Origin of the sequence: Rhodococcus cercidiphylli, assembly GCF_033042225.1 — a bacterium.
GTDB lineage: Bacteria > Actinomycetota > Actinomycetes > Mycobacteriales > Mycobacteriaceae > Rhodococcoides.
On record NZ_JAWLKE010000005.1, the window covers coordinates 172,747 to 199,284 of the forward strand.

Here is a 26,538-nt window from a genome sequence, read left to right on the forward strand (position 1 = left end):
CGGGTGTTCACCCGCGGTGCGAGTACTCCTCGATCGTCTGGAACTTCGCCAGATTGTGCCGCGCGTCGGCCAAGGCATCGTGAGCGTCGTCGGGCACCGACGGCAGCTCGGGACTGCCGCGATCCTCCCAGTGCTGGCGCAGCTCGCGGGTGAACCGCGGCAGCGAACGCGGCAACTCGGTCATCGAGCCCCACAGCTGGCAGAGCGCGACGTGGTCGTACGCCGCCACCCACGCCCACAGTTCGACCTCGGCACCGTAGTGCGGAACGAGAAATTCGAGCAGTTCGTCCCGGATTCGCGACCTGCTCATCCACAGCGGCGACGAGTACGGTGGCAGCTTGGGAAGCACGTTGCGTCGAACCCAGCGGCCGGCGCGCTCGGGGTCGAACTCGGAGGACACCGCATAGAACTCGCGGCCGTCCTCCGACACCACACCGATCGAGACCAACTCGATTGTGCGACCATCCTCGATGAACTCTGTGTCGTAGAAGTAGCGCACGCGGCTCACCCTAGCGCGTCCCCGACACGTCCCCCCACGTGCCGGTAGCCCCGATCCGAACAGCCCTGAAAGGCAACGCCAGTGACTCCGCCCGACACCAACCGTCCGGTCGCCGAAGCATCGGAGCCGGCGGCGCCGACGCGACGCCGGTGGCCGAGTTGGGCGGTGGCGTCGAGCAGGGTTCTCGTCCTGATCGGTGCTCTCGTCGGCGTGCTGTTCCATCTCAACGGCTTTCCGGGGTTGCGTGAGCTCGGCGAGCACTACCGACTCGATCTGGACGTGTATCGACTCGGCGGTCAGGTGTTCGCCGAGGGCGGGGATCTCTACGGTCAACTGCCGCCGATCGCGACCGGTACGACGCTGCCGTTCACCTATCCCCCGATCGCCGCGGCGATCTTCAGCCCGCTGTCGTCGGTGTCGCTGTACGCCGCCTCGATCGCGGTCACCGTGCTGTCCATGCTCTTACTGCTGGTGACCGTGGTGGCGACCCTCACCTCGCTCGGACTGCGTCCTCGCACGCTCGTGTGGTGGACTGCCGGAGCAGTCTTCGCCGTGGCCGTGCTGCTTCTCGAGCCGGTCACCTCGACGCTGAACTACGGGCAGATCAACATCGTGCTGATGGCGTTCGTTGCACTGGACTGCCTGCCGAAGAAGACGCCGTGGCCCCGAGGTGTGCTGATCGGACTCGTGGCTGCCGTCAAGCTCACCCCCGCGGTGTTCGTATTGTTCTTCTTGTTGCGCAAGGACTTTCGAGCCGCTGTGGTTTCGGTCCTGAGCTTTGCGGTGTTCACCGCGGTCGGTTTCGCGCTGACGTGGTCGGACTCGGTGAAGTACTGGACCGAGACGATCGTCGATTCCGACCGAATCGGCGGTCCGGCCTACCCGCCCAACCAGTCGATCACCGGAGTGCTCGCGCGGCTCGGGCTGGACGAACTGCCTCGGTCGATCCTGTGGCTCGCGTTGTCGGTGGTGGTCCTTGCCATCGCGGCGATAGCGATGCGAAAGGCGTTCTCCGCGGGCGAGACTGCTCTCGCCCTGACGATCAACGCCATGTTCGGTCTGCTGGTGTCGCCGGTCTCCTGGTCACACCACTGGGTGTGGGCCATCCCGTTCACCGTGGTGCTCGCCGTCCTCGGCTACCGACGCCGCAGTGCGCTGTTGGCAACTCTGGTGGCCGTCGGGCTGGCGTTGATGGTCTACCCGCCGCACTGGAAGCTCGGCGAGGGCCGTTGGAGCGGTCTCGGTTGGCCGCTCGTGGATCAGTTCGCGGCCTCGGGATACGTGTGGTGGGCGCTCGCGTCGATCATCGCGGTGGCCGCGGTCGGCTGGACCGACCGGGCCGATACGACAGTCGACACCCGCTCCGCAGTCTGATCACGGAGCGGGCCGAGCAGATTCAGCTCGCCTTGGAATCCGGGATGCGCTGCGCGGTCGGACCCGACTCCGCCTCGGGTGCAGCCTTCTTCAGCGATGCGGCGTACACGTCCACGTACTCCTGACCGGAGAGCAACATCAGGTCGTACATCACTTCGTCGGTCACCGCACGCTCGACGAAACGGTTGCCTGCCATGCCCTCGAAGCGCGAGAAGTCGATGGGCTTGCCGATCCGGATGGTGACCTTCGCCGGACGCCACACGCGCGAACCGATCGGGTTCATCTTCTCGGTACCGATCATCGCGACCGGAATCACCTGAACTCCGGTCTGCAGTGCCAGACGCGCCATCCCGGTCTTGCCCTTGTACAACCGCGCGTCGGGTGACCGAGTGCCCTCGGGGTAGATACCGAGAACCTTGCCTGCTTCGATCACACGCACGCCTGCGTTGAGTGCGTCCTGTGCCGCGTCGGCTCCGGTGCGATCGATCGGCACCTGCCCGACGGCGGTGAAGAACCATTTCTGGAACTTGCCCTTGAGTCCCGGTCCGGTGAAGTACTCGCTCTTGGCGAGGAAGGTGATGCGTCGAGGCGTCTTGAGCGGAAGGTAGAAAGAATCGAGAACGGCCTTGTGGTTGCTGGCCAGAATGACCGGCCCCTCCGTCGGGATGTTCTCCGCACCCTCGATCGTGGGCCGACCCAGGGCGATGAGAAGGGGGCCGACGAAAATGTACTTAACCAGCCAGTACCACATTGACATGCTCCCTGATGATGGTCGGGAAATCGTTTGGTGCCGCCTCGCCCTGAAGCGAATCGACTGCGGCCGTGCGTCCTCGAACCGTGCCGCGTAGTGAACTGTACCCACGGTTTATGACACCAGCCACATCATCGCCGACACCAGGACCGAGGTCACAGAAAGCAGTCGAAGAACCGTCAGCGAACGCCGGTGACGAACTGCGCCCGGGCCAACTCCGCGGCCCCGATCATGCCTGCTGCCTCACCGAGTTGAGTACTGCGAATACGCGCCAGGGGGCGATGCCCCGCACCGGTCACCAGCTCCGCGTACTTGTCGGTCGCGCGAGCGAGGAACTGACTCGACGACGTCGCCACTCCACCGGCCAGCACGATCAGATCGGGGTCGTACACGTCGCTGACCATCGAGAGCCCGACGCCGAGCCACTGCGCGAAGTCCTCCATCGTGCGGCGGGCGATCGAGTCACCCTCGTGCGCGGCACTGGCGATTCGGCGGCCGGTCAACGAACCCGGGTCGAGGAACACCTCACGTGCCAGCGTCGTCGAGGACGCCGGGTCCGCCGCCAGCAACTCGACTGCGGTGTCCACCAGAGCGGTGCCGCTGCAGTACCGCTCCCAACAACCGCGCTTGCCGCAGGGGCACGCACGGCCGTCCGGCACGACCTGGATGTGACCGAGTTCCGGTGCCACACCGTGGCTACCCCGATAGATCCTGCCGTCGATCAACAGGGCCGCGCCGATTCCGGTGCCGATGGCCACCATCACCACGTTGCGCCCCCCGGACGCCGCACCGAAGCGATACTCGGCCCACGCCGCAGAATTGGCGTCGTGCTCGAGCAACACCGGCAGACCGATGCGCATGCTCATCTCGGTCGCCACAGGGGTGTTCACCCACGGCAGATGTGGGGCGAAGAGAACCGTCGTGCGATCGGAGTCGATGAACCCGGCGACGGCGAGCCCGACGGCCGCGATGTCGTGTCGCCCGGCCAGCTCCTGCACGGCCCGATCGAGACCGCGTTCGAGCGCACGCGCAGTGTGCGGAGTGGGAGCGGCCGTCGAATCGAGGACTTGCCCGTCCTCGTCGACGACGGACGCGCGCAGGCTCGTCCCGCCCACGTCGATTCCTACCGTCAGTCGCTGGTGGTGGCGCTTCATTCGTTCATGCCTTCCTCGCCCGTCCCCCGCGCGGGCTGCACCCGAGTCGCTCCGATCACGGACGCTCCTGCTCGTCCGAACGCGAATTCTTCACTCGAACGGTAATCGGAACGAACGAAGCGGGACGATCGCCCTGAAGTTTCGTGTCGATCGACACGTCCGCGACCTCCGCGGGGTCCGAGGGGACACCGGCACTACCGGACCCGGGCTCGGGCGCAGTCCCCGGTGGCGGCGAGGTCGGCGGAGCCTGCGCTGCGGAGTGCGTCGCCCCGGAGGTCGTGTGATCGGCCAGCAACTGACGCAACAGCGCGATCACCACGGCGCTCTCGGAGGCCACGAGCTCGACGAGATCGTGGCGCTCCCCGCGCACCAGTGCCGCGAGAGCGCAAACCGGACACCAACTGCATCCCTGGCGGTCACGATCCTGCTGCGTCTCGGCGACGCGACGCAGGATCGGCTCGAGTCGCGTCAGCACGGTCTCGGCCAGGGCCAGCAGGTCCGCCCCAAGCTCGGAGTGGTCCGAGGTCATCGCGACACCCCGGCCGTCGGGGTTGGCGGAGTCACAGCGGCCACACGTCGGGGTTCGGACGAAAACGCACCACCAGGCACGGTCCGTCGAGTTCGGCGGAGTCGGCCACGCACCGACGCAGCACCGACGCCAATCTGATGCGCCGTCGCCTCCCGTCGGCACTCACTATCAAGTCGTCCTCCACTCGCCCCAGGCCCAAGGTCGTCGAATCCACCACCGGCAGCAGCATTCTCATCGCGTACACGGATTCGAGTCCGCCACCCGACTCGAGCACGACCGAAGGCTGCTCACCCCAGCCCGGCGCGCGCCGTTCGAGGGAGTCCGGTTCGAGGCGATCGGCAACATCTTGCAAGGGCCCCAACCCTACCGGTTCACCGGGAGCCTGCTCCACCTCCACGATCGGCACGGTACCGATGCGTCGGCGCAGCTCGGCGACCGCGTCGAGCTGCGCCGCCCGCCACCTCTCGAACCAGAACACGGCCGGATGAGCGCCCACCAGACCGACCGACGATGCGTTGAGCTTCGGCAGGATTCTGTTGACCAGCACACGATCGATTCTGATTCCGAGCAGAGCAGCTGCCGACAGAGTTCGTTCCGCGTCGACGATCGAGAGCTGTTCGGCGGTGACGACCACGGTCGCCCCGGTACGGTCGGCGTCGGTGATCAGGGACCGGACGGAGTCGATCTGCGCAAGGATTCGCTCGATCATCGCCACCACGAGAGTGAGCCGCACATCGGAACCGGTGCCGGCGACCATCCGAGCGTGCAGAGGCCAGATCCGCTCGACGTATGCGGCGACGGTGTCGGGCAACTGCAGGGTACGTAAGGCATCCGCCGATGCGGGAAGGTCGACTATCACTGTGTCCCAGCGATTCTCGTCGGCAAGACGGCTGATCTCGTGCATGCCGAGCAGCTCTTCTATTCCCGGGAGACCGAGCAGCTCCTCCGGTTCGATCGCCCCGAAGCTCACCCCGTGCTCGTGTCCCGCGGACGCCACGGCCAACAGTGAGCCCAATCCCCGGTACCGGGCTTCGAGCAGCCTCAACGTATCGATCTCGAGGATGTCGAGGCCGGGTGCGATCGAACGAACACCGGACGCATCCTCGACCTCGGCGTCCCCCTTGAATGCATCGGCGAGCGAGTGAGCCTGGTCGACGGACGCGATCAGAACCCGTTCGCCGGCCTGGGCGAGTCGTAGCCCCGACGCAGCCGCCAGCGTCGTCTTACCCGCACCACCTTTGCCGAGGAACAGCAACACCGTGGTGCGGGCTTCGGTGCGAGCTTCGCTCAGCCTTCGACCCGCTTCTTCAATTCCTTGAGTGCAGTGTCGGTGATGACCTTTTCTGCCTTGCGCTTGAACAGACCGATCATCGGAATGTTCAGATCCACGGTGAGCTCGTACGTCACGTCGGTGCCGCTGCGGGTCTCCTTCAACGTGTACGAGCCGTTCTGCGATTTCTGCATTTCGCCCGATACGAGGTTCCAGGAGACCGAATTGCCGTCGGCTGCCCAGTCGTATTCGAGCTCGTAGGTGTCTTTCACCATCCCGGCGTCGAGCACGAACTTGACCCGCTTGCCGCGGCCGTCCGCACCGACCTCGAGGACCTCGACGGATTTCGCGGCCGACACCCACGTGGGGTACGCGTCGAAATCGGCGATGACGTCCATGACCCGGCTCGATGGAGCTTCGACGACGATCGACCTCTGGGTTTTCTCCGCCATGACTACTGGTCCGCTTCCTCTCGGGTACTTCGATCAGCTCGGTTCGCTTCGGTGCCGCAGAACTCGCGCAGGCCTATCTCACACGATCGATCCGCGGACGCACAATGCGAACCGGCCGACCGTACCGCGCGGTTCATTCGCGAGCTGAAGTCGACGCTACGTGGTGGGGTGCTTCACCTGCAGACCGACCGGCCTCGAGCTCTCGCTTGAGCTCGAACGTCATCGCACGTCCGGCCACCCGCCGGGCATGCTGGTGCGCTGCCACGTCGGCGTCCGCGGCGGGTTCGGCGTGCAGGAAGTAATGGACGATCACCCCGTCCAGCGCAGGCTCGAGCCACAGCTCCATCGTTCCGACCACACCGCCGCGCACTGCCCAGCGGATCCCCTTCTCACCCCGGTCCTCGGTGATCGTCAGGTTCAGATCCGGCCACCATCGACGCCACCGCGCAGGCGACGCGAACGCCTGCGCCACCCGCACGCCGGGGGCGGCCACGAATGTCTGATCCGCAACTTGAATACTGCTCATCGACAGAGCTTCACACATCGGGTCGGGGGCCGTGCGCGTCGAGGCGTATTTCGACGCCGGGAGCCCGGGTCTAGAGTATCTGTGAAGCCGAGCTATCGACTTTCGTTCTCCCCAAGTTCTATCCGGAGGTAATCCCGTGCGCGAGTTCACCGTCGCCGCCAAATACGCCATCGCGGACACCGACTCGGCTGTCGATACCGTCTTCGCTCGCGCCCGCACCTCGCCCGACGCGGTGGTGTTCCGACGCACAGTGGACGGACAATGGATCGACGTCACCGCCGCCGAGTTCGAGCGCCTGGTGGTGGGGGTGGCACGGGGTCTGATCGCCGCAGGCATCGAGCAGGGCGATCGGGTCGCACTGATGTCGTCGACGCGATTCGAGTGGTCGGTAGTGGACTACGCGATCTGGGCCGCGGGCGGTGTGACGGTGCCGATCTACGAGACGTCCTCGGCCGGTCAGGTCGAATGGATCCTCGAAGACGCCGAGCCGGTCCTGCTGATTCTCGAGAACGACGCGCATGTGCAGGAGACGAAGTCCGTTGTGGCAGCAGCCCCGTCGGTCCGACAGACGTTCGTCATCGCGAACTCGGCGGGCACCGACGCAGTGCAGGCACTGCTCGACGGTGGTGCCGAAGTCGCCGAAGACGAGGTGCACCTACGGGTTTCGAAACTCGTCTCGTCCGACCCGGCAACCCTGATCTACACCTCGGGAACCACCGGTCGGCCCAAGGGCGTCCAGCTGACCCACGCCAATCTGCTCGCCGAGTCACTCGGGATTCGTGAGACGTCGCTGAAATCGCTGATGACACAGGGCCGCAGCACGCTGATGTTCCTTCCGCTCGCACACGTCCTGGCACGCGCAGTGTCCATCGCGTCGTTCGACGCCGGGGTCACCATCGGCCACACCAGCGACATCCCCAATCTCGTCGCGACGTTCGGCACGTTCCAACCGGACTTCATCCTGTCGGTTCCGCGAGTGTTCGAGAAGGTCTTCAACACCGCCAAGCAGAAGGCGCACGCCGACGGCAAGGGAAAGATCTTCGACCTCGCCACCGAATGCGCAGTGGCATGGAGTGAAGCGCAGGATACCGGAGGTCCGGGAATCGTGTTGCGCGCCAAGCACACCGTGTTCGACAAGTTGGTGTACGGCAAACTGCGAGCAGCGCTCGGCGGCAAGTGCGAACTCGCGATCTCCGGCGGAGCGCCCCTCGGTTCCCGGCTCGGCCACTTCTACCGGGGCATCGGTGTGACGATCTACGAGGGCTACGGACTGACCGAAACCACGGCAGCGTTCGCGGTCAACACCATCGGATTCCAACGCGTGGGCAGCGTCGGGCGTCCACTGCCCGGCAACACCGTGCGCATCGCCGAGGACGGAGAGATCCAACTCCGCGGACCGGTGGTGTTCGACGGCTACTGGCGCAACGAGACCGCCACCGCCGAGTCGCTGGACGAAGGCTGGTTCCGCACCGGTGATCTCGGTTCCGTGGACGACGACGGCTACATCACGATCTCGGGACGCAAGAAAGAACTGATCGTCACCGCAGGCGGCAAGAACGTCTCACCCGCCGGGTTGGAAGACCACCTGCGGGCGGGTGCACTGATCAGCCAGGCCGTCGTCGTGGGCGATCAGAAGCCCTTCATCGGCGCGCTCATCACCCTCGATCCGGACGCGTTCGATCGCTGGAAGTCCGCACACGGCAAGGCCGCCGACGCCACCGCGGCGGATCTGCAGACGGACCCCGAACTCGTCGCGGAGATCGACGCCGCCGTCGCCGACGCGAACAAGTCCGTCTCGCATGCGGAGTCCATCAAGAAGTATCGACTTCTCCCCCACGACTTCTCGGAGGAGAACGGCGAGCTCACTCCCACGATGAAGCTCAAGCGCAACGTCATCACCAAGTCGTACGCCGACGAGATCGAGTCGATCTACTCCCGTTGAGCCGTACTGCCTAGATCAACGAACGCAGCTTCTCGGTCAGCACGTCCCAGCGCCATTCCGCGTCCACCCAGGCGCGGCCGGCGTTGCCCATCTGCGTCGCCAGCGTGCGATCGGACAGGATTCGCACGATCGCGTCGGTGGTGTCCGAGACGGACGTGCCGTCGACGACGAGGCCGGTCTTGTTGTGCTGCACCGCTTCCGGCGCACCCCCGGACATGCCGGCGACTACGGGTACACCACAGGAAGACGCCTCGAGGTAGACGATGCCGAGACCTTCGACATCGAGACCGGCACCTCGGGTTCGGCTCGGCATCGCGAACACGTCGGCGATCGTGTGGTGGGCGCCGAGCTCCGCCGACGGCACGGTACCGGTGAACACCACGTGTTGCTCCATGCCGGTGGATCGGACGAGCTCGCGCAGAGTCTTCTCGTACGGCCCGCCGCCGACGATCACCAGAATCGCTCCGTCGACGGCCCGGCGGATCCCCGGGAGCGCCCGGATCAGGACATCCTGACCCTTGCGCGGAACCAGCCGGGACAGGCACAGAACGGTGGGGCGATCACCGAGGCCGTAGCGGGCACGAAGTTCCGCTCGCGCTGCGTCGTCGGGCACGAAGCGATCGGTATCGACACCGGGCGGCAGATGTTCGAGGGCGGCGGTCCGCCCGAACGCCGAACTGAATCGCCCCCGGGTGTACTTGCTGACGTAGGTCACCACATCGGTGTTCTCGCCGATCGTGCGCAGGGTCGCCCGCCCGCCCGGCACCATCGACCATCCGACCTCGTGACCGTGTGTGCTCGCCACGATGCGATCGGCCCCGGCCTTGCGCAGGTACGACGACATCACTGCCAACGGAGCCGACGCACCGAACCACACCGAATCGCAGCCTCGGGACTTCAGGATTCGAGCCGCACGACGCGCGACGAGCGGAGTCGGCAACATCAGGGTCGTCGGATGCCGGATCACCTCGAAAGGCTGCCTGGCATCGAACTTCTCGTGCGAGTCGCCGCGCCAGCGGGGGGCGTAGACCACCAGCTCGTCGGCCGGCAGCTGCGAGGCGAAGCTGTGCAAGTAGGACTGAATACCACCCGGGCGAGGAGGAAAGTCGTTCGTCACGAGCAGGGTACGACGCATGGCGTCAACCGTAGCGCCCCGTCTCAGCGGGCCTGGCGAGCCACCCAGTCACCCCACGAGGACACGAACTGTGCCCGGTCGAGTCCCAGCACAGACTCGAATGCAGAATCGGTGGGGCTCTCGGACGCGAGCGCTTCGTACAGGGAACGCAGGGTCGACTCCCCGAACCGGTCGGCCACGAATGCGAACACCGACCAGGCCGATTCGTAGGCCACACTCGACCGGGCACCACCGGCACCGAAGTCCTCGTTCTTCGGCAGCACCGTCGGCGGCCCACCCGCCGCCACGATCGCCGCGAGAGTGGGTGCGAGTTGCGCGAACTCGGCACCGGACCCTCGATACCCGGAATAGTCGGCGAACCCCTCCGACACCCACAACTCCGTACCGTCGGACGTCCTCGCCCTCGCCGCCACATGTGTCAACTCGTGCCGCAGAACCGAGCGCACGGTGAACGGCGTCAACCTCGACGCGGCGTCGGGACCGAACACCACCCGCTGACCCGTCGGACGGGAGCCGTCGGCCGCCACCGCGTCGGACACCGTCACCGCAGCCACGTCGGTGGACGGATCGGACCCCGTCAGTTCGGCGAACTCCTCCGCCGAGGATGCGACGAAAATCAGCCCGTCGCGCGCCCAGTCGTCTCCCCAGAAGTCGGCCACGGCCGCGATTGCCGACGGAAGTTCGGCCGTAAGGTTCTCCACGAACGCATCGCGGTCCGGATGACCCATGACCACAGATGTCCCGGCTTCAGTGGCCACCGAACGCACGGTGAGAGGGCCGAAGTCCCACGGCCCACGCCAGGTCTGGCGTCGATACTCGGTCAGATCCGCGTCGTCGACCAACCGCCATCGACCGTCCCGCTCGGCGACGACGAGTGAGACCGGCCGACGCGTCGGCGATGCGTCCGGGCCGGTGATCGCGTATCGCAGATACACCGCGGGTGCCCAGACATCGGTGGAATCGAGCGCCGCTGCGATCGACGGCGGCACCGGGGTCTCGGGCTCGTCGCCCAGGTCGTAGCCGAACTCCGCGAAGGGGACGCCGGGTACCACTGCTGCCCGGCGCAGCTGCGCTTCGACGAAGCCGGGGTCGGCCTGCGGATCCATCACATCGCGCAGTGCGTCGAGATCACCGGAACGAACCGCGCGCGCCCACTGGTCGAGGAGGACGGTCACATCGGCGCGGCGCTGCTGATCGTAGGTCGGCGGGTCCTGGCCGACGGTGACCTCGGCGGTCCCGGCCGTGGGCGGGCCGTCGAATCGGTGAATCAGGACGACCGAGACGGCGACCACCACGACGACCACGACGACAAGCCAGCGCCGCCATGACGATCGGAGGATGACGTGCAACCCGGATGGTCGGTTCGAGGTGGTCATGCCGCCACTCGTCGATCGTCGAGACACGACCTCAGTATCGACGCGCCCCGTAGTACGGGAACGATGCCATCGACTGCACCTTCACGGGCACACCGAATGTGGAGGCATGCAGCACGTTGCCGTTTCCGGCATAAATTCCGACGTGTGAGATGTCCGGATAGAACAGAACGACGTCACCGGGCTGCAGATCCTTCTGATCCACCGGAGTTCCGCCCGCCGCCTGCGCCTGACTCGATCGCGGCAGCGTCTTGCCCACCTGCTTGTACGCCCACACGACCAACCCGGAGCAGTCGAAGCCATCCGGACCGGTTGCGCCCCAGACGTACGGCTTGCCGATCTGCGTGAGGCCGGCCTGCAGCGCACTGGCTCCCGATCCCGGCGTCAGGTTCTGCAGAATCGAGGACGGGTCGAACCCGTCGGGCAGGGTCGAACCGGCCAGAGACAGTTGCTCCGAGGACGAGAGCGCACTGTAGGCGGCCATGACCTCGGCTATCTGTCCCTGCAGCTCACTCTGCTTGGCCTGGAGATCGTCGCTGACGGCCTTGGCCTGCTCTGCGGCGACGCGTGCCTGTTCGGCGGCCGTCGTCGCGGCCTGCTCGGCCGTCTCTGCATCCGAGCTGGCCTGCTTGAATCGGGCGACCTGGTCGGCGGTCTCCGCCGAGATCACGTCCAGCGCCGACATCTGGTCGAGCAACTGCTGTGGTGAGTCGCTGACCATGACGGCGAACAGTCGGTTGGTCCGCGCGCCCTGGTAGTTGACGTTGGCGACCTTGTCCATGGCCGGTTTGAGCTGCTCCAACTGCGCCTGCGCTGCGTCCACGGCGGCACGGCTCTGGTCGACGAGGGCCTGAGCGTCGAGTTGCTGCTGGGTCTTGGCGTCGAGATCGATCTGAGCATCGTGCAGAGATTCGGTGGTCTGCTCGGACTGGCGAGAGAGCTCGGCGAGTTCGGTCTGCGCGTCGGATGCCGAACCGAATCCCGGCTGCGCGGTTGCCGTCGTCGTCGGCACCACGGCGATGCATGCGGTCAGCGCGAGCGCAACCACCGAGTTTCGGGCCGTACGCAACGCTCGGGTAGATCTCGATATCGCCACGGAAAGCGACTCTCCGTCCTCACAGATGTTGCCTCGACCGAGGCAACGGTTGGAAAAGTAGTCCGAAAACGAACCATACCCATGCTCTTACGGGCGCGGACGTGAACACGGTCCGAAATCGACGGGGGTTCGAGGTGACAGGTCACAAAATAAACATCGACCAGGTCTCGATCAGATTACGAACTGGATCCTTCCCTGTCCACCGAACCGGCGTGTCGCGCAGTCCGTGTCCGGATACGCCGACAGGGCCGAGCCGATGAACGGCTCGACCCTGTCGGTCGGTTCACAACGAACGTCGATCGCTCGAGTCAGTAACGGCGAGCACCGTCGAACGGCATCGAGTCGAGCGGGGCAACCTTGACCGGCACGCCGGACGTGGATGCGTGCACGACATTGCCGTTGCCGACGTAGATGCCCGAGTGCGAGCCGTCGTAGAACGAGACGACGTCGCCGGGGGCGAGGCTGTCGCGCGAGACCGGAGTGCCTGCGGCGGCCTGGTCGTAGCTCGTACGAGGCAAGCTGACGCCGGCCTGCTTGTACGCCCACTGGACGAGGCCCGAGCAGTCGAACGAATCCGGACCCGAAGCGCCGTACACGTACGGTGCTCCGATCTTGGATTCTGCGGCCTGAACGGCCTTCGCAGCCGGGGTGACCTGCGGTGCCAACGGCGCACCCGGCGCGGGCACACCCGGAAGGTTGAGGGGAGGAAGGCCCGGGATGTCAGGAATCTCGAAGGTTCCGACGCCGGGAATGGTGAGGGGGGCCGCCATTGCGGGTGCAGCGGGAAGAACGACCACGCCTGCCGTGAGCGCTCCGGCTACGAGGACTCGCCGCAATGTTCGGTTGGAAAGTTGTGACGCCACGAAAGATGGTGCTCCGTTTCTTCCTATCGTCCGCCGACCGAGTTAGCTGACGGGTTCGGGCTGGGAAGAGCAGCCCTACCCACCGGCCACCATGTGGTGGCTCAGCGGGATTCACCCCAGTAGATATCGGGTTCCCGGTACGAACACTCTCGCGAGTGAACGATTAGGCGGTGACTTGCGACGCCACTCCGGTTTGGACTGGCGAGACTCCGCAAGGTCTCAGGAAGGTTACGAAATGGCATACCCCCGTGTCGACCCCAACTCGCCGAGGAGAGCGAATTCGGCTCGATTCTCGCTAGCCGGCGCGCTGATCCCCCGGTGTGTCACGAGTCGATAACAAAGGAACCTCGGCGATGTCGTCGTCGTTCACCACGAGCTTGAGAGTGGGCACGAGACCGACATCGGCGAGCACCCCCATGGCACCGAGTTCCTCCTGCTCGAGAGTGATACGAGACGGCGGACCGACCCGCCGTCCGTCCGACCCGGACGGCATCCCCGGAGCCCCCAGAAGCACCGTCACGACGCAGTCCGCGCAGGCGATGTCACGGACCAGGCAGTCACTGCAATCGATGATCATTGTGATCCTTGTCTCTTTACGGTTTCCGGCGGCCGAATCGGCCGACTCAGCGAAAGATAGCGACGGGCACCGACAGGTTCCGTGACACGACGACGTGGGACGGCGCGATGAGCGTTCTTGTCGGAGGTCGGCCCTAACGTCGTCCCGGTGAGCCTGCCCATCCAGCTGACGTTCGACGAACTCGACACCCCGCTGCACGAGACGACGTTCGTCGTCGTCGACCTCGAGACCACCGGCGGTAGCGCGGACACCGAGGCCATCACCGAAATCGGGGCAGTCAAGGTTCGAGGCGGCGAGATTCTCGGCGAGTTCGCCACGTTGATCGACCCGGGCAGGTCCATTCCGCCGTACATCGTGGAACTGACCGGCATCACATCGGCGATGCTCATCGGTGCGCCGCGCATCGAACGGGTTCTGCCCGGTTTCCTCGAGTTCGCACGAGGTTCGGTACTGGTGGCGCACAACGCCGGCTTCGACACCGGATTCCTCAAGGCCGCCGCGAGCCGTCTCGACATCGCGTGGCCACGGTTTCAGGTGCTGTGCACGGTCAAGCTGGCTCGCCGAGTTCTGACGCGCGACGAAGCTCCGTCGGTGAAGCTGTCCGCACTGTCGACTCTGTTCCGATCCGGCACCAGGCCTACCCACCGTGCGCTCGACGACGCCAGGGCCACGGTCGACGTTCTGCACGGCCTCATCGAACGCGTGGGCAATCAGGGAGTCCACAGCTACGCCGAGTTGGTCGACTACCTACCTGCGGTGTCGGCCGGCCAGCGCGCCAAACGCGGGCTGGCCGCCCATCTTCCCGGCACACCCGGCGTCTATCTGTTCCGCGGCCCGTCCGACGAGGTGCTGTACGTCGGTACGTCCAACAACCTCAAACGACGCGTGCGCAACTACTTCACCGGCTCGGAGACCCGAGGCCGGATGAAGGAGATGGTCGCACTGGCCACCCGCGTCGACCACGTCGAGTGTGCACACGCGCTCGAAGCCGGAGTCCGCGAGCTACGTCTGCTCTCGGCGCACATCCCGCCGTACAACCGCCGCTCGAAGTTCCCCAGGAAAGGGTGGTGGATCACCCTGACCGACGAGGCGTTCCCTCGCCTGTCGATCGTCCGCACCCCGGCACCGAACAGTCTCGGACCGTTTTCGGTTCGCGGTGACGCCGCAGAGGCCGCGGCGCTCGTCGCGGAGTTCTGCCGCCTGCGTACGTGCACTCGCCGTCTGGCCCGCTCGGTTCGACACGGTGACCAGTGCCCGGCGACCGACGTCGGAGGCTGCCCAGCGGCACTGTCCGGCCCGTTGACGGCCGACGAGTACTCCGATGCCCCGACGCAGTTTCTCGCGCTGGTGTGTGGCCAGGACGACGCCGTTCTCTACTCCATGCGCCGCCGCGTCGCCGAGCTCGCAGACAAGGAGCTGTACGAGACGGCTGCCCGTCTGCGCGACAGAATTGCGATCACCGTCGATGCACTGCGCCGGATGCACCGATCGGCAGCAGTGGCCGCCATTGCCGAACTGGTTGCGGCGAGGCGCACGGCCGACGGCGGGTGGGAGTTGATCGTGGTGCGCTTCGGCCGGCTGGCCGGCGCTGCCGTCGCGCCGCGGGGAGTGCATCCGATGCCCGTCGTCGATGCCATCACCGCGTCGGCCGAAACGGTGGTGCCCGATACGACCCCGCTGCGCGGCGCGCCCCCGGAGGAAGTCGGACTTATTGCGGCCTGGCTGCGCACGGAGGGAGTCCGGATCGTGCGCACGAGCAGTGGGTACTGCAGCCCGGCACGGTCGGCGGGTTCGTGGGAGTCGTGGTGTCGGACGGCGAGAGAAGCCGCGAGGGCAGGAGTGGAGCCTGCGGAACGACTGTTCAGCTCAGGAGTGGAGCCTGCGGAACGACTGTTCAGGTCAGGAGTGGAGCCTGCGGGACGACTGTCGGGGTACGGCAGCAACTAGGGTCTGGGGGTAGCTCGCGTCGGACACCGAGCTCGAGATGCTTGAGGAGCGCACATGATCAATGCCATCGTCTTGATCGACGCCGAGGCCGACTTGATTCCGGAAGCGGCGCAGGCCGTTGCGGATGTCGACGGGGTGTCGGAGGTCTATTCGTGTGCTGGTGATGTCGATCTGATCGCCATCGTGAAAGTTCGTGATCATGCGTCGATCGCAGAGGTCATCACCAAGCACATCAATCGTGTGCGGGGGGTGCGCAGCACCACCACTCACATTGCGTTCCAGTCCTATTCGAGTGCCGATGTCGAAGCCGGGTTCTCGATAGGCGAGTAGCCGCGCTCTTCGTCAGCCGGCGAGTTCGGTGGTGCATCGACCCCAGTCGGCGAGTAGCCGTGCTGCTGCACCGGAATCGATTGTTGTTGCGGCAGTGGCCAATCCGGCTTCGATTCGGGCGTGGAGGTCGTCGGACACGCCGTGGTGCGCTGCCATGGCTGCGGCGGCATTGAGCAGTACGGCGTCGCGGACGGGGCCCTGTTCTCCGGCGAACACTCGGTGCGCCACCGCGGCATTGAATTCGGCGTCTCCACCTCTGAGAGCTTCTATGGGCGCTCGGGCGATGCCGTAGTCGAGCGGGTCGATCGTCTCGACGGTCACCGAACCATCGGACACCACGTGCACTGTCGTGGTGGTGGACAGTGTGATCTCGTCCAGTCCGTCGTCACCGCGGACCACGAGCACCGAGCTGCCCCGGGCTGCGAACACGTCGGCGACGACGGGGACCAGGTTCTCGAACGCACAGCCGATCAGGCCTGCGCGCGGGCGCCCGGGGTTCGTCAGTGGCCCCAGCACGTTGAAGACCGTGGGGATTCCGATTTCCTTGCGCGGTGCGGCAGCGAAGCGCAGTGCGGGGTGGTGGATCGGTGCGAAGCAAAAGCCGATGCCGACCTGCTCGACGCTCGACGCGACTGCGTCGGCCCCGAGGGTCACTCGGACCCCCAATGCTTCGAGCACGTCGGTCGTGCCGCTCTTCGACGACGCTGCGCGGTTGCCGTGCTTGACGACTCGGATCCCGCTGGCAGCGACGACGACGGCTGCCATGGTGGAGATGTTGACGGTGTCCGCTCCGTCTCCTCCGGTCCCCACGACGTCGACGGCGTCGGTGTCGGTGTGCACCAGCACTGCGTGCGCCAGCATCGATTCGGCGAGTCCGTTGACCTCCGCCGGCGTCGGACCTTTCATCTTCAGCGCTACTCCGAAGGCTGCGATCTGCGCGGCTGTCGCGTTGTCGGCCATGATCTCGTCCATGACCCAGCCGGTGTCGGCGCTGGACAGGTCGGTGTGGTTCGTCAACGCGCCGAGGATTCGACGCCAGGTTCGCGGCTGTTCGTCGCTGATCGCTGCGGTCATGGTGGTTCTGCCGTGCCCTTCTGCCGTCGATGCACTCGGTGCGGTGGAAGCTTAGCCAGACGCTGCGTCGGGCTGCGCGGGCTGCAGTGCGTCCCACCCCAGTACTGCTCCCCCTCGACGCTGAGCAAGGCCGGCCATGCGAGAACGCTCCTGCGAGCAGTGCAGAGCGTCGAGTACCTGAACACGTTGCAGAACCAGCGGCACGCCGCCTTCCACCCGAGGGCGGTAGCCGGTGCTCTCCGGTAGTTCGGCGGCCGGCCCCACTTCGTAGTCGTCCTGAGCCGCAACCGCTGCTGCGTCCTCCACTTGGTCGGAAGGCAACACGAGATGATGCCGTAGCACCACCTCCGCCGATTCCGTCCACAGCGGTCGGGTCCTCGCTGCTTCGTCGAGCACGGCCGAGCATGCCTGTGCATCGTCGAAGCAACTCGCCACTGTCACGAGGTCCTCGCGAGTGGGGTCCAGACGTTCGGCCGTCGATCGCGAGAACAGTCTCCGAAACCATCCACCTTCGGTGCGCTTTGCCATGAGGCCAGCCTTGCACGACTGGACCCTACCGGCCCGTACAGAGGCTCTGACCAGCACGGGAACAAGGACGTACGCGGATTCGTTCCGACACGACGCGCCAAGAGCGGACCCGGATATGCCTTCCGTACTACGACGGGTCATACTTCTCTTTGTGACGAGCGCTGTAGGGACTCAAGGATCGGCAATCACCCAACGCGTGCACTCGCTGAACCGTCCCAATATGGTCAGCGTCGGCACGATCGTGTGGCTGTCTAGTGAACTCATGTTCTTCGCCGGGCTGTTTGCGATGTACTTCGTCGCACGCGCCCAGGCGAATGGAATCTGGCCGCCGGAGCCGACGGAGCTGAACCTCGCTCTCGCTGTGCCGGTGACCGCGGTGCTGATCGCATCGTCGTTCACCTGCCAGCTGGGCGTGTTCGCCGCCGAGCGAGGTGACGTCTTCGGACTGCGCCGCTGGTACATCATCACTCTGGTGATGGGCGCGTTCTTCGTGGCCGGCCAGGCGTACGAGTACTACCACATGGTGCACGAGGGCACGACGCTCTCGAGCAGCGTGTACGGCTCGGTCTTCTACATCACGACCGGTTTCCACGGATTGCACGTCATCGGCGGACTCATCGCCTTCGTCTTCCTGATCACCAGAACGCTGGTCAGTAAGTTCACGCCCGCGCAGGCCACCGCGGCCATCGTCGTTTCGTACTACTGGCACTTCGTCGACATCGTCTGGATTGCCCTCTTCGCAACGATCTACTTCATCCGCTAGTGACAGTCAGCACACCAAAGATAACGAGCGAACGGAATCAGCCCCCGACGTTCGGTCCGTCCCGACACGACAAGGGATAGAAGATGAGTACATCTCCCCCAGCAGCATCCGACGACAACGCCGCCTCCAAGACGAGACGGCAGCGTAGGACGCGCCGACGCATCACCGGTGCTCTCGTTCTGATGATGGGCCTCCTGAGCGCAGGGTTCCTCGCCTCGGCCCTGACGCCGGCTCCTCAGGTCGCGACTGCCGATACCGATTCGGCAGCGCTCATCCGCGAGGGCAAGCAGCTCTACGACACGTCCTGCGTCACGTGCCACGGTGCCAACCTGCAGGGTGTTCAGGATCGCGGACCGAGCCTCATCGGCGTCGGCGAAGCAGCCGTGTACTTCCAGGTGTCGAGCGGTCGTATGCCCGCTGTTCGCAACGAGGCACAGGCGATGCGCAAGCCGCCGAAGTTCAACGACAAGCAGATCGACGCCCTCGGTGCCTTCATCAACGCCAACGGCGGCGGACCGACGGTCATCCGCGACGAGAACGGTGAGATCGCTCAGGAGTCCCTGCGCGGTGGCGACATCGGACGCGGCAGTGAACTGTTCCGACTCAACTGCGCTTCCTGCCACAACTTCACCGGTGAAGGCGGCGCTCTGTCCTCGGGCAAGTTCGCACCGTCCCTCGGCCCTGCCAACGAGCAGGAGATCTACACCGCGATGGTCACCGGCCCGCAGAACATGCCGAAGTTCTCCGATCGTCAGCTGACGATCGAGGAGAAGTCCGACATCATCGCGTACGTCAAGTCGGCCCAGGAAACCCTTCCCGCAGGCGGTTGGAGCATCGGAAGTTTCGGTCCCGGTACCGAGATGATCGCTATCTGGACGGTCGGCATCATCGCCGTCGTCGGAGCAACTTTGTGGATCGGAGCTAGATCATGACCGACGGCGATTCCGGCCGTAAGGACGCGGGCAACGACGACGAATCCGGACGCAAGGATGCGCCCGGTGCCGACGGCGTGAACGCGGACAAGAAGTACACCGACGAGGAACTCGCCGCGATGAGCCGCGACGAACTGGTCGAGCTCGGCACCAACCTCGACGGTGTCGATGTCGCTTTCCGCCGCAACCGTTGGGCTGTAGAAGGTACCCGCGCCGAGAAGCGTGCCGAGCGCAGCGTCGCGATCTGGTTCGCGATCGCCGGCCTCGCCGCTGTCGCATTCATCGGCATCTACCTGTTCTGGCCGTGGCAGTACTCCGGTATCGGCGAAGAGAACTACCTGGCCTACTCGCTGTACACCCCGCTCATCGGCGGCACGATGGGCCTGGCGATCCTCGCGGTCGGTATCGGCGCGGTGCAGTTCACCAAGAAGTTCATCCCCGAAGAGGTCTCCATCCAGGACCGTCACGACGGCGGCTCGTCCGAGCTGGACCGCAAGACTCTCGTGGCAGAGCTGGGCGATTCGCTCGACACGTCGACCATCGGTCGCCGCAAGGTGATCAAGCGTTCGCTCGTCTTCGGTGGTGGCGCGCTCGGCGTCATGGCGCTGCTCCCCCTCGGTGGACTGATCAAGAATCCCTGGGCCAAGGGCGAAGATTCGCCGTTGTGGGTATCCGGCTGGACTCCTCGCTACGATGGAGAGACCATCTACCTCCGACGAGACACCGGGCGACCGGAAGATGTCGTTCTCGTTCGGCCCGAGGACTTGGACGCTGGTGCCATGGAGACCGTCTTCCCGTTCCGCGAAGCGGACCGCGAGAGCGAGCACGATCTGCTCGTCTCGCTGCGTGGAGTTCGTAACTCGGTCATGCTCATTCGCCTTCGCCCGGATGCCGCAAGCACCGTCATCAAGCGCAAGGGTCAAGAAAGCTTCAACTACGGCGACTACTTCGCCTACTCGAAGATCTGTACGCACCTGGGTTGCCCGACATCGTTGTACGAGCAGCAGACCAACCGAATTCTGTGCCCTTGCCACCAGTCGCAGTTCAACGCGCTCGAGTACGGCAAGCCGATCTTCGGACCGGCTGCGCGTGCGCTGCCCCAACTTCCCATCACTGTCAACGAAGAGGGATTCCTCGTCGCTTCGGGAGATTTCACCGAAGCTCTGGGGCCCGCCTTCTGGGAACGTCGTCCGGAGCGTGACTCATGAGTACATTGCAAACCCTCGCCGCCAAGCAGGCCGACGGCGTAGACAGTCGTTACCACCTGGCGCCGGGATTGCGTCGCCAGATCAACAAGGTCTTCCCCACGCACTGGTCGTTCCTGCTCGGTGAGATCGCGCTGTACAGCTTCGTCATCCTGCTGATCTCGGGCGTGTTCCTCACCTTGTTCTTCGATCCGTCGCTCAGCGAGGTCGTGTACGACGGTGCGTACACCCCCCTCAACGGTGTGACGATGTCCAGGGCATACGCCACCGCTCTCGACATCACGTTCGAGGTTCGTGGCGGTCTGTTCATGCGGCAGATTCACCACTGGGCGGCCCTGATGTTCGCCGCCTCGATCATCGTGCACATGATGCGCATCTTCTTCACCGGTGCGTTCCGTCGCCCGCGCGAGGCCAACTGGGTCATCGGTTGTTTGCTGCTCATCCTGGCGATGTTCGAGGGCTTCTTCGGCTACTCGCTCCCCGACGATCTGCTTTCCGGCACCGGCCTCCGCGCCGCTCTCGGTGGCATCACGATGAGTATCCCGATCATCGGCACGTGGATGCATTGGCTCATCTTCGACGGCGACTTCCCCGGCACGATCATCATTCCGCGCCTGTACGTCGCTCACGTTCTTCTTCTACCGGCCATCATCCTGGCGCTGATCGCAGCCCACCTGGCCCTGGTCTGGTACCAGAAGCACACGCAGTTCCCCGGACCCGGCCGCACGGAGCAGAACGTCGTCGGCGTTCGTATTCTTCCGGTCTTCGCGGTCAAGTCCGGTGCTTTCTTCGCCGTCACCTTCGGTGTGCTGGCAGCAATGGGCGGACTCATCCAGATCAACCCGATCTGGAATCTCGGACCGTACAACCCGTCGCAAGTGTCGGCAGGCGTGCAGCCCGACTTCTATCTGATGTGGACCGACGGCATGGCACGACTGTGGCCTGCCTGGGAGATATACATCGCCGGGCGCTACACCATCCCGGCAGTGTTCTGGGTGGCAGTGATCATGGGTCTCGTCTTCACCGTGATGATCGCGTACCCGTGGATCGAGAAGCGTCTGACCGGAGACACTGCGCATCACAACCTGCTTCAGCGTCCCCGTGACGTTCCGGTGCGTACTGCGATCGGCGCGATGGCCCTCACGTTCTACGTGATCCTCACGCTCTCGTGCATCAACGACCTCATCGCCTACAAGTTCGACATCTCGCTCAACGCGATGACGTGGATCGGTCGTATCGGAATTCTCACCATGCCTCCGCTCGCGTACTTCATCGCGTACCGATTCTGCATCGGACTGCAGCGCAGCGATCGGGCAGTTCTCGAGCACGGCATCGAAACCGGAATCATCAAGCGACTCCCGCACGGCCAGTACGTGGAAATCCACCAGCCGCTCGGACCGGTCGACGATCACGGACACCCGATTCCCCTCGATTACCAGGGCGCAGCCGTTCCGAAGAAGATGAACAAGCTCGGCTCGGCCGGAAAGCCCGGCTCGGGATCGCTGTTCAGTCCGGATCCGGTGGCACAGAGCAAGGCTCTCGAAGATGCCCTTCACAAGGGTGAACACGAGCAGCTGACGATGCTCCGCAACTACCAGGCGGGCATCCACGGCAACGGCCACTCGAACGGCAACGGCCATGCCAATGGCAACGGGCACTCGAACGGCAACGGCCACTCCAATGGCAACGGCCACTCGAACGGCAACGGCCATGGACTCCACTCGGATGAGGACACCGCTATCGCTTCGGGTCGAAGCGACAACGACAGAGAACACTGACATCTGACAGAGTCTCGAAAAGGGCGACACCGGCAACGGTGTCGCCCTTTTTGTTGTCTGCGAACACGATCCGGGCTGGAACACTTCGCATCACCCTCCGAGGCAGCACGGCCGGCTGCTCGTCGTCGGGAGATCCGATAGCCCTCCCCTCCCCCACCGTCGGATGACCCATCCATATCCCAGGTACATCGACCGGTCTCAGCTCCGGGGTTCGCGACGACCGGTATTACTATCGGTGTCATGGTCCGTGTTCCACTCACCCCCGGCGAACTCGCCCGCGGTGCCAGGCTCGGCTCCGCTCTCCGTCATGCCCGCGGTGGCCGAACCATGACCGACGTCGCCGATACAGCAGGCATCTCGGTCGAAACTCTGCGCAAGATCGAGACCGGCCGAATTCCGACGCCGGCGTTCTTCACCGTCGCCGCGTTGTGCGGCGCGCTGAACATCTCCCTCGATTCGCTTGCCGATCAGGTGCCCCGTGCCGTTCGGTCCCACTCGGAGGCCGACGTTTCCTGAGGGTGCGTGCCACCTCGTTCACCGCAGCGCGCTCGACCTCCACACGCTCGCTCTCCGTGTCACCTGACAGCGCCATGAGCGGACCATCCTGTTCGGCCGGTATGCGGACAGCAGAAAAGGGCCCCGGTCGCTCGTGAGAACAACCGGGGCCCTTTTCGGGTGGAGCAGATGGAGTCAGTGGCGCTCGGCACCGACGTGGTACTCGAACACCAAACCTGCGGCCGCAGCGATGACGCTCACCACGCCGAGGGCGATGAGCCACGGCTGGAAGAAGGCGAATCCGATGGCGGTGATGGACGCGGCGCCTGCGAGCACGATCGGCCAGAAGCTACCGGGGCTGAAGAAGCCCAGGTCTCCTGCGCCGTCGCTGACCTCGGCGTCGTCGAAGTCCTCGGGTCGGGTGTCGAGGCGTCGTGCGACGAATCGGAAGTAGGTTCCGACGATCAACGTCAGACCGACCGACAAGAAGATCGCGGTGACTCCGGCCCACTCGACTCCTGTGCGGCTCAGGCCCGTGAACAACGCGTACACGATGCCGACCAGGAGAAAGAAGACAGTGAGGATTTCGAAGATCTTGGCTTCGATTTTCATATCAGCATGCTTCCTTGGTCAGTTGCCTTCAGCGACAGCGGCTGTGCGGAGGGTGCGGTCGGTCGAGAACGGAGCGGTGCTCGTTGCGAGGGGGCTTTCGCCGATGGCTTCGAGTGCCTGCGCGTTGGTCAGCGCATCTCCGCCTTCGGACAGAGGCTTGCGAAGCTCGATGTACTGCTCGAACCGCTCGGGAGACACGGCACGAACCTCGAAGTTCATCATCGAGTGGAAGGTGCCGCACATTTCGGTGCACCGTCCGACAAAGGAGCCTTCGCGTTCGATTTCGCTGATCTGGAAGACGTTGTCGGAGTGGTTCTCCTCGGGGTTCGGGAGAACGTCACGCTTGAACAGGAATTCCGGAACCCAGAATCCGTGGATGACGTCCGAGGACGCGAGCACGAATTCGATGCGCTTACCGGTCGGCAGAACCAGGACCGGGATCTCTTCGCTCGAGCCGACCGTTTCGATCTTGTTGTAGTGCAGGTACGACAGATCCTGCGTGGATGCTCCGTTGATCGGTCCCGGAACGAACTCGCCGTCCTCGCTGCCCTCGGCACCTTCGCCCGGAGTGGCAGCGGCCTCGGCGGCAGCCTGCTCCTCCTCGTCGGTGCCCTCGTACTTGGCGGCACCGTCCTTGAGGTCGATGGTGCGGTAGCCGAACTTCCAGTTCCACTGGTAAGCCGTGACATCCACCTGGACGTCGGGATCGGCCTGCTTCTCGTCGACGTAGTTCTGCACCACGACGGTGAAGTAGAACAGGACGGCGATGATCACGAACGGGACCGCCGTGTAGAACAACTCGAGCGGAACGTTGTAGGCCGTCTGGCGAGGGAACTCCGGTGAGCTCTTCTTCTTACGGTGGAACAGCACCACCCAGAAGATCAGAACCCACACGATGATGCCAATGACCAGGGCGGCAATGACCGACCACGTCCACAGGTCGCCGATGCGTCGCCCCTGCGGGGTGACGCCCGAGGCGAAACCGAAATTGAGTACGTTGTCGCTGCTGATGGAACAGCCCGACAGCATCAACGCGGCTACACCGAGAAATGCTGTCAGCCCCGCTCGCCGAAGGATCCGACTATGCGCCACGTTCACGCCTTCCTGATTGCCCACCACTGAAGAATAAGGGCTTCCACATGGAGATGCCCGAGTACTACGCAGCGTAGACCAATGCTGACGCGGAGCCACCCTTGGGTCGTTACCTAGGTTCGAGCGTGTCTGCGGCATACTCGGTTGCTGATCGACCGTCCCGCTGACGACACGCGGAGATCCGGCCCCCGGCATTGTCCCCAACTGCGAGAAGAGGTAGCAGACGCTGTGTGTGGACTGCTCGGAGTACTGACATCTCACGGAACGACCGCCGCCGGCGTCGAGCTGGTGAGCTCGGCGACTCACTGCATGCGCCATCGTGGCCCGGACGAGCCCGGTGGCACCTGGCACGACGACGACGTCGTATACGGCTTCAATCGACTCTCGTTCATCGACATCGAACACTCGCACCAGCCGATGCGGTGGGGTCCGCCCGAGTCGCCGAACCGGTACGCACTGGTATTCAACGGTGAGATCTACAACTACCTCGAGTTGCGTGCCGAGCTCGCGCGCGATCACGGGGCAGAATTCGCCACCGAAGGTGACAGCGAGTCGATCGTTGCGGCGTTCCACTACTGGGGCGCTGCCGCCGTGCAGCGTCTGCGAGGAATGTTCGCCTTCGCCATCTGGGACACCGAGACGCGCGAGATGTTCGTTGCACGCGATCCCTTCGGCATCAAGCCGCTGTTCCTGGCCACCGGTCCCGGAGGCACCGCGTTCGGTAGCGAGAAGAAGAGCGTGCTCGAGCTGATGGATCTGCTCGGCGTCGGCACCGATCTCGATCCGCGTGCCATCGAGCACTACACGGTGCTGCAGTACGTCCCCGAGCCCGAAACCCTGCACGCAGGCGTTCGGCGGCTCGAATCCGGTTGCTACGCCACGCTGTCACCGGGCACGCCGCCGAAGGTCACTCGCTACTTCACCCCGAAGTTCCCGGTTCAGCCATTCGCACCCGGCAGCGAGAAGGCGCGGTACCAGGAAATCGCCGAGGCACTCGAAGACTCGGTTGCCAAACATATGCGCGCCGACGTCACGGTCGGCTCCTTTCTCTCGGGCGGAATCGATTCGACGGCCATCGCAGCTCTGGCGATCCGTCACAACCCCGACCTGATCACGTTCACCACCGGATTCGAGCGCGAGGGCTACTCCGAGGTGGACGTGGCAGCGGAGTCGGCCGCGGCAATCGGTGCTCGGCACATCGTGAAGGTCGTCGGACCCGAGGAGTTCGCGGCGTCCATCCCCGAGATCGTCTGGTATCTGGACGATCCAGTGGCCGACCCCGCGTTGGTGCCGCTGTACTTCGTCGCCAAGGAAGCCCGCAAGCACGTGAAGGTCGTGCTCTCCGGCGAAGGTGCGGACGAGTTGTTCGGCGGTTACACCATCTACCGCGAACCGCTGTCGTTGAAGCCGTTCGAGTCGCTTCCCGCATTCCTTCGACGTGCGGCCGGCTCGTTGAGCGAGCGAATCCCCGAGGGCACTCGCGGCAAGAGCCTGCTCAACCGCGGATCCATGACTCTCGAAGAGCGGTACTACGGCAACGCACGCAGTTTCAACGACGCGCAGTTGCGGTCGGTGCTGCGCGAGTTCCGATCCGAGTGGACCCATCAGGACGTCACCGCGCCGATATACGCGCAGTCGCAGGGATGGGATCCGGTGGCTCGCATGCAGCATCTGGATCTGTTCACTTGGTTGCGCGGCGACATTCTGGTGAAGGCCGACAAGATCACCATGGCCAACTCACTCGAGTTGCGCGTTCCGTTCCTCGACTCCGAGGTCTACAAGGTCGCCGAGAAGCTCCCGCTCGACCAGAAGATCACCAAGAGCACCACCAAGTACGCTCTGCGTCAGGCGCTGGAGGGAATCGTTCCCGGTCATGTACTGCATCGCGCCAAGCTGGGATTCCCTGTGCCACTGCGCCATTGGCTGCGCGGACCGGAACTCTTCGATTGGGCCCACCAGCAGATCGCCGACTCGCAGACCGATCACCTGCTCAACAAGGCCGCCGTCGTGGCGATGCTCGACGATCACCGCGCCGGCAAGTCCGATCACAGCCGTCGACTGTGGACGCTGCTGATCTTCATGGTGTGGCACGGCATCTTCGTCGAGAAGCGCATCGTGCCGCAGATCGCCGAACCGGAGTATCCGGTCAACATCTGACCTGGCCGACCGTCCCCGCCGGATCAATGCGACTTTCGGTCGCTCGGAGTGCAACAAAGCCACATTGATCCGGTGGGCGAACGA

Annotated in this window: 26 protein-coding genes and 1 riboswitch; of the genes, 10 read left to right on the top strand and 16 right to left on the bottom strand. The window is 64.8% G+C overall.

The window, feature by feature from the left end; translation table 11 throughout:
- Positions 1–7: 7 nt before the first annotated feature.
- Positions 8–499, bottom strand: a complete 492-nt coding sequence (locus R3P95_RS14000) for a polyadenylate-specific 3'-exoribonuclease AS (protein WP_094688468.1) — start codon at positions 497–499, stop codon at positions 8–10.
- A gap of 81 nt (positions 500–580) precedes the next feature.
- On the opposite strand from R3P95_RS14000, the gene R3P95_RS14005 reads away from it, so the two are divergent.
- A complete protein-coding gene (locus tag R3P95_RS14005) occupies positions 581–1,873 on the top strand; it encodes a glycosyltransferase 87 family protein (protein WP_394855420.1) in 1,293 nt (430 codons plus the stop codon).
- A 22-nt stretch (positions 1,874–1,895) separates the two neighbouring features.
- On the opposite strand, the gene R3P95_RS14010 is transcribed toward R3P95_RS14005, so the two are convergent.
- The 6 genes from R3P95_RS14010 to R3P95_RS14035 form a co-directional block, all read right to left on the bottom strand.
- Positions 1,896–2,624, bottom strand: a complete 729-nt coding sequence (locus tag R3P95_RS14010; protein ID WP_068052034.1) for a lysophospholipid acyltransferase family protein — start codon at positions 2,622–2,624, stop codon at positions 1,896–1,898.
- Positions 2,625–2,803: 179 nt separating this feature from the next.
- Entirely contained in the window at positions 2,804–3,778 is a 975-nt protein-coding gene (locus R3P95_RS14015; protein ID WP_037192841.1) for an ROK family protein, read from the bottom strand.
- Positions 3,779–3,833: 55 nt separating this feature from the next.
- Positions 3,834–4,307 carry a hypothetical protein gene (locus tag R3P95_RS14020; protein WP_094669861.1) on the bottom strand — a complete coding sequence of 158 codons (474 nt, stop codon included), beginning with the start codon at positions 4,305–4,307 and terminating at the stop codon, positions 3,834–3,836.
- 31 nt (positions 4,308–4,338) lie between these two features.
- A complete protein-coding gene (locus R3P95_RS14025) occupies positions 4,339–5,565 on the bottom strand; it encodes an ArsA family ATPase (protein WP_082898940.1) in 1,227 nt (408 codons plus the stop codon).
- Between the two features lie 29 nt (positions 5,566–5,594).
- Positions 5,595–6,029, bottom strand: a complete 435-nt coding sequence (locus R3P95_RS14030; protein WP_269593885.1) for an SRPBCC family protein — start codon at positions 6,027–6,029, stop codon at positions 5,595–5,597.
- Between the two features lie 133 nt (positions 6,030–6,162).
- The gene (locus R3P95_RS14035) at positions 6,163–6,555 is read right to left on the bottom strand and encodes a polyketide cyclase / dehydrase and lipid transport (protein WP_082898941.1); all 393 of its coding nucleotides are present in this window, start codon (positions 6,553–6,555) and stop codon (positions 6,163–6,165) included.
- A 136-nt stretch (positions 6,556–6,691) separates the two neighbouring features.
- Here R3P95_RS14035 and R3P95_RS14040 point away from each other — a divergent pair, with 136 nt between their 5' ends.
- Entirely contained in the window at positions 6,692–8,497 is a 1,806-nt protein-coding gene (locus tag R3P95_RS14040; protein WP_269593884.1) for an AMP-dependent synthetase/ligase, read from the top strand.
- A gap of 10 nt (positions 8,498–8,507) precedes the next feature.
- Here the strand turns inward: R3P95_RS14040 and R3P95_RS14045 are convergent, their stop codons facing one another.
- The 5 genes from R3P95_RS14045 to R3P95_RS14065 all read right to left on the bottom strand — a co-directional run bounded on the left by R3P95_RS14045 (position 8,508) and on the right by R3P95_RS14065 (position 13,541).
- Complete coding sequence (locus tag R3P95_RS14045; RefSeq protein WP_269593883.1) at positions 8,508–9,632, bottom strand: glycosyltransferase family 4 protein; 1,125 nt, start codon at positions 9,630–9,632, stop codon at positions 8,508–8,510.
- Positions 9,633–9,655: 23 nt separating this feature from the next.
- Positions 9,656–11,008 carry a hypothetical protein gene (locus R3P95_RS14050; RefSeq protein ID WP_269593882.1) on the bottom strand — a complete coding sequence of 451 codons (1,353 nt, stop codon included), beginning with the start codon at positions 11,006–11,008 and terminating at the stop codon, positions 9,656–9,658.
- Between the two features lie 31 nt (positions 11,009–11,039).
- Positions 11,040–12,101 carry a C40 family peptidase gene (locus R3P95_RS14055; protein ID WP_394855421.1) on the bottom strand — a complete coding sequence of 354 codons (1,062 nt, stop codon included), beginning with the start codon at positions 12,099–12,101 and terminating at the stop codon, positions 11,040–11,042.
- Between the two features lie 308 nt (positions 12,102–12,409).
- Complete coding sequence (locus R3P95_RS14060; protein WP_068052083.1) at positions 12,410–12,964, bottom strand: C40 family peptidase; 555 nt, start codon at positions 12,962–12,964, stop codon at positions 12,410–12,412.
- A gap of 16 nt (positions 12,965–12,980) precedes the next feature.
- A riboswitch (cyclic di-AMP (ydaO/yuaA leader) is annotated at positions 12,981–13,144 on the bottom strand.
- Positions 13,145–13,259: 115 nt separating this feature from the next.
- Positions 13,260–13,541, bottom strand: a complete 282-nt coding sequence (locus tag R3P95_RS14065; protein ID WP_068052086.1) for a hypothetical protein — start codon at positions 13,539–13,541, stop codon at positions 13,260–13,262.
- 147 nt (positions 13,542–13,688) lie between these two features.
- Between R3P95_RS14065 and R3P95_RS14070 the strand changes: the two genes are divergently transcribed.
- Positions 13,689–15,488, top strand: a complete 1,800-nt coding sequence (locus R3P95_RS14070) for a DEDD exonuclease domain-containing protein (protein WP_269593881.1) — start codon at positions 13,689–13,691, stop codon at positions 15,486–15,488.
- A 54-nt stretch (positions 15,489–15,542) separates the two neighbouring features.
- Positions 15,543–15,818, top strand: a complete 276-nt coding sequence (locus tag R3P95_RS14075) for an Lrp/AsnC family transcriptional regulator (RefSeq protein WP_068052089.1) — start codon at positions 15,543–15,545, stop codon at positions 15,816–15,818.
- A 12-nt stretch (positions 15,819–15,830) separates the two neighbouring features.
- Here R3P95_RS14075 and trpD read toward each other — a convergent pair whose 3' ends face one another.
- Positions 15,831–16,892 (bottom strand): anthranilate phosphoribosyltransferase, encoded by a 1,062-nt coding sequence (gene trpD, locus R3P95_RS14080; RefSeq protein ID WP_094640136.1) that lies wholly within the window; start codon positions 16,890–16,892, stop codon positions 15,831–15,833.
- A 51-nt stretch (positions 16,893–16,943) separates the two neighbouring features.
- Complete coding sequence (locus R3P95_RS14085; protein ID WP_068052095.1) at positions 16,944–17,420, bottom strand: hypothetical protein; 477 nt, start codon at positions 17,418–17,420, stop codon at positions 16,944–16,946.
- 151 nt (positions 17,421–17,571) lie between these two features.
- Between R3P95_RS14085 and ctaE the strand changes: the two genes are divergently transcribed.
- From ctaE to R3P95_RS14110, 5 genes are all read left to right on the top strand, one after another.
- Positions 17,572–18,183, top strand: a complete 612-nt coding sequence (gene ctaE / locus R3P95_RS14090; protein WP_037192869.1) for an aa3-type cytochrome oxidase subunit III — start codon at positions 17,572–17,574, stop codon at positions 18,181–18,183.
- An 83-nt stretch (positions 18,184–18,266) separates the two neighbouring features.
- Positions 18,267–19,115 (top strand): cytochrome bc1 complex diheme cytochrome c subunit, encoded by an 849-nt coding sequence (gene qcrC, locus R3P95_RS14095; RefSeq protein WP_094640137.1) that lies wholly within the window; start codon positions 18,267–18,269, stop codon positions 19,113–19,115.
- Positions 19,112–20,323, top strand: coding sequence for a cytochrome bc1 complex Rieske iron-sulfur subunit (gene qcrA, locus R3P95_RS14100; protein ID WP_256980917.1), 1,212 nt, complete (start codon positions 19,112–19,114; stop codon positions 20,321–20,323). The genes qcrC and qcrA overlap by 4 nt, the downstream gene beginning before the upstream one ends.
- Positions 20,320–22,098: a cytochrome bc1 complex cytochrome b subunit gene (gene qcrB, locus R3P95_RS14105; RefSeq protein WP_068052098.1), complete on the top strand. Its 1,779-nt coding sequence runs from the start codon at positions 20,320–20,322 to the stop codon at positions 22,096–22,098. Before qcrA ends, qcrB begins: the two co-directional genes overlap by 4 nt.
- A 240-nt stretch (positions 22,099–22,338) precedes the next feature.
- Complete coding sequence (locus R3P95_RS14110) at positions 22,339–22,614, top strand: helix-turn-helix domain-containing protein (RefSeq protein WP_068052101.1); 276 nt, start codon at positions 22,339–22,341, stop codon at positions 22,612–22,614.
- Positions 22,615–22,788: 174 nt separating this feature from the next.
- On the opposite strand, the gene R3P95_RS14115 is transcribed toward R3P95_RS14110, so the two are convergent.
- Positions 22,789–23,205, bottom strand: a complete 417-nt coding sequence (locus R3P95_RS14115; RefSeq protein WP_068052104.1) for a cytochrome c oxidase subunit 4 — start codon at positions 23,203–23,205, stop codon at positions 22,789–22,791.
- An 18-nt stretch (positions 23,206–23,223) separates the two neighbouring features.
- On the bottom strand, positions 23,224–24,303 hold the full coding sequence (gene ctaC / locus R3P95_RS14120; protein ID WP_269593986.1) for an aa3-type cytochrome oxidase subunit II: 1,080 nt from the start codon (positions 24,301–24,303) through the stop codon (positions 23,224–23,226).
- A gap of 222 nt (positions 24,304–24,525) precedes the next feature.
- On the opposite strand from ctaC, the gene asnB reads away from it, so the two are divergent.
- Positions 24,526–26,454 (top strand): asparagine synthase (glutamine-hydrolyzing), encoded by a 1,929-nt coding sequence (asnB, locus tag R3P95_RS14125; protein ID WP_094669854.1) that lies wholly within the window; start codon positions 24,526–24,528, stop codon positions 26,452–26,454.
- Positions 26,455–26,538: the final 84 nt, after the last annotated feature.

Bases quoted from the DNA above. Each gene is read 5' to 3' on its own strand.
- R3P95_RS14075 (WP_068052089.1), top strand. From the start codon at position 15,543: ATGATCAATGCCATCGTCTTGATCGACGCCGAGGCCGACTTGATTCCG.
- R3P95_RS14045 (WP_269593883.1), bottom strand. From the start codon at position 9,632: ATGCGTCGTACCCTGCTCGTGACGAACGACTTTCCTCCTCGCCCGGGT.
- R3P95_RS14030 (WP_269593885.1), bottom strand. From the start codon at position 6,029: ATGGCGGAGAAAACCCAGAGGTCGATCGTCGTCGAAGCTCCATCGAGC.
- trpD (WP_094640136.1), bottom strand. From the start codon at position 16,892: ATGACCGCAGCGATCAGCGACGAACAGCCGCGAACCTGGCGTCGAATC.
- R3P95_RS14085 (WP_068052095.1), bottom strand. From the start codon at position 17,420: ATGGCAAAGCGCACCGAAGGTGGATGGTTTCGGAGACTGTTCTCGCGA.
- R3P95_RS14015 (WP_037192841.1), bottom strand. From the start codon at position 3,778: ATGAAGCGCCACCACCAGCGACTGACGGTAGGAATCGACGTGGGCGGG.
- R3P95_RS14110 (WP_068052101.1), top strand. From the start codon at position 22,339: ATGGTCCGTGTTCCACTCACCCCCGGCGAACTCGCCCGCGGTGCCAGG.
- R3P95_RS14115 (WP_068052104.1), bottom strand. From the start codon at position 23,205: ATGAAAATCGAAGCCAAGATCTTCGAAATCCTCACTGTCTTCTTTCTC.
- R3P95_RS14035 (WP_082898941.1), bottom strand. From the start codon at position 6,555: ATGAGCAGTATTCAAGTTGCGGATCAGACATTCGTGGCCGCCCCCGGC.
- qcrC (WP_094640137.1), top strand. From the start codon at position 18,267: ATGAGTACATCTCCCCCAGCAGCATCCGACGACAACGCCGCCTCCAAG.
- qcrA (WP_256980917.1), top strand. From the start codon at position 19,112: ATGACCGACGGCGATTCCGGCCGTAAGGACGCGGGCAACGACGACGAA.
- R3P95_RS14020 (WP_094669861.1), bottom strand. From the start codon at position 4,307: ATGACCTCGGACCACTCCGAGCTTGGGGCGGACCTGCTGGCCCTGGCC.
- R3P95_RS14065 (WP_068052086.1), bottom strand. From the start codon at position 13,541: ATGATCATCGATTGCAGTGACTGCCTGGTCCGTGACATCGCCTGCGCG.
- qcrB (WP_068052098.1), top strand. From the start codon at position 20,320: ATGAGTACATTGCAAACCCTCGCCGCCAAGCAGGCCGACGGCGTAGAC.
- R3P95_RS14050 (WP_269593882.1), bottom strand. From the start codon at position 11,008: ATGACCACCTCGAACCGACCATCCGGGTTGCACGTCATCCTCCGATCG.
- R3P95_RS14010 (WP_068052034.1), bottom strand. From the start codon at position 2,624: ATGTGGTACTGGCTGGTTAAGTACATTTTCGTCGGCCCCCTTCTCATC.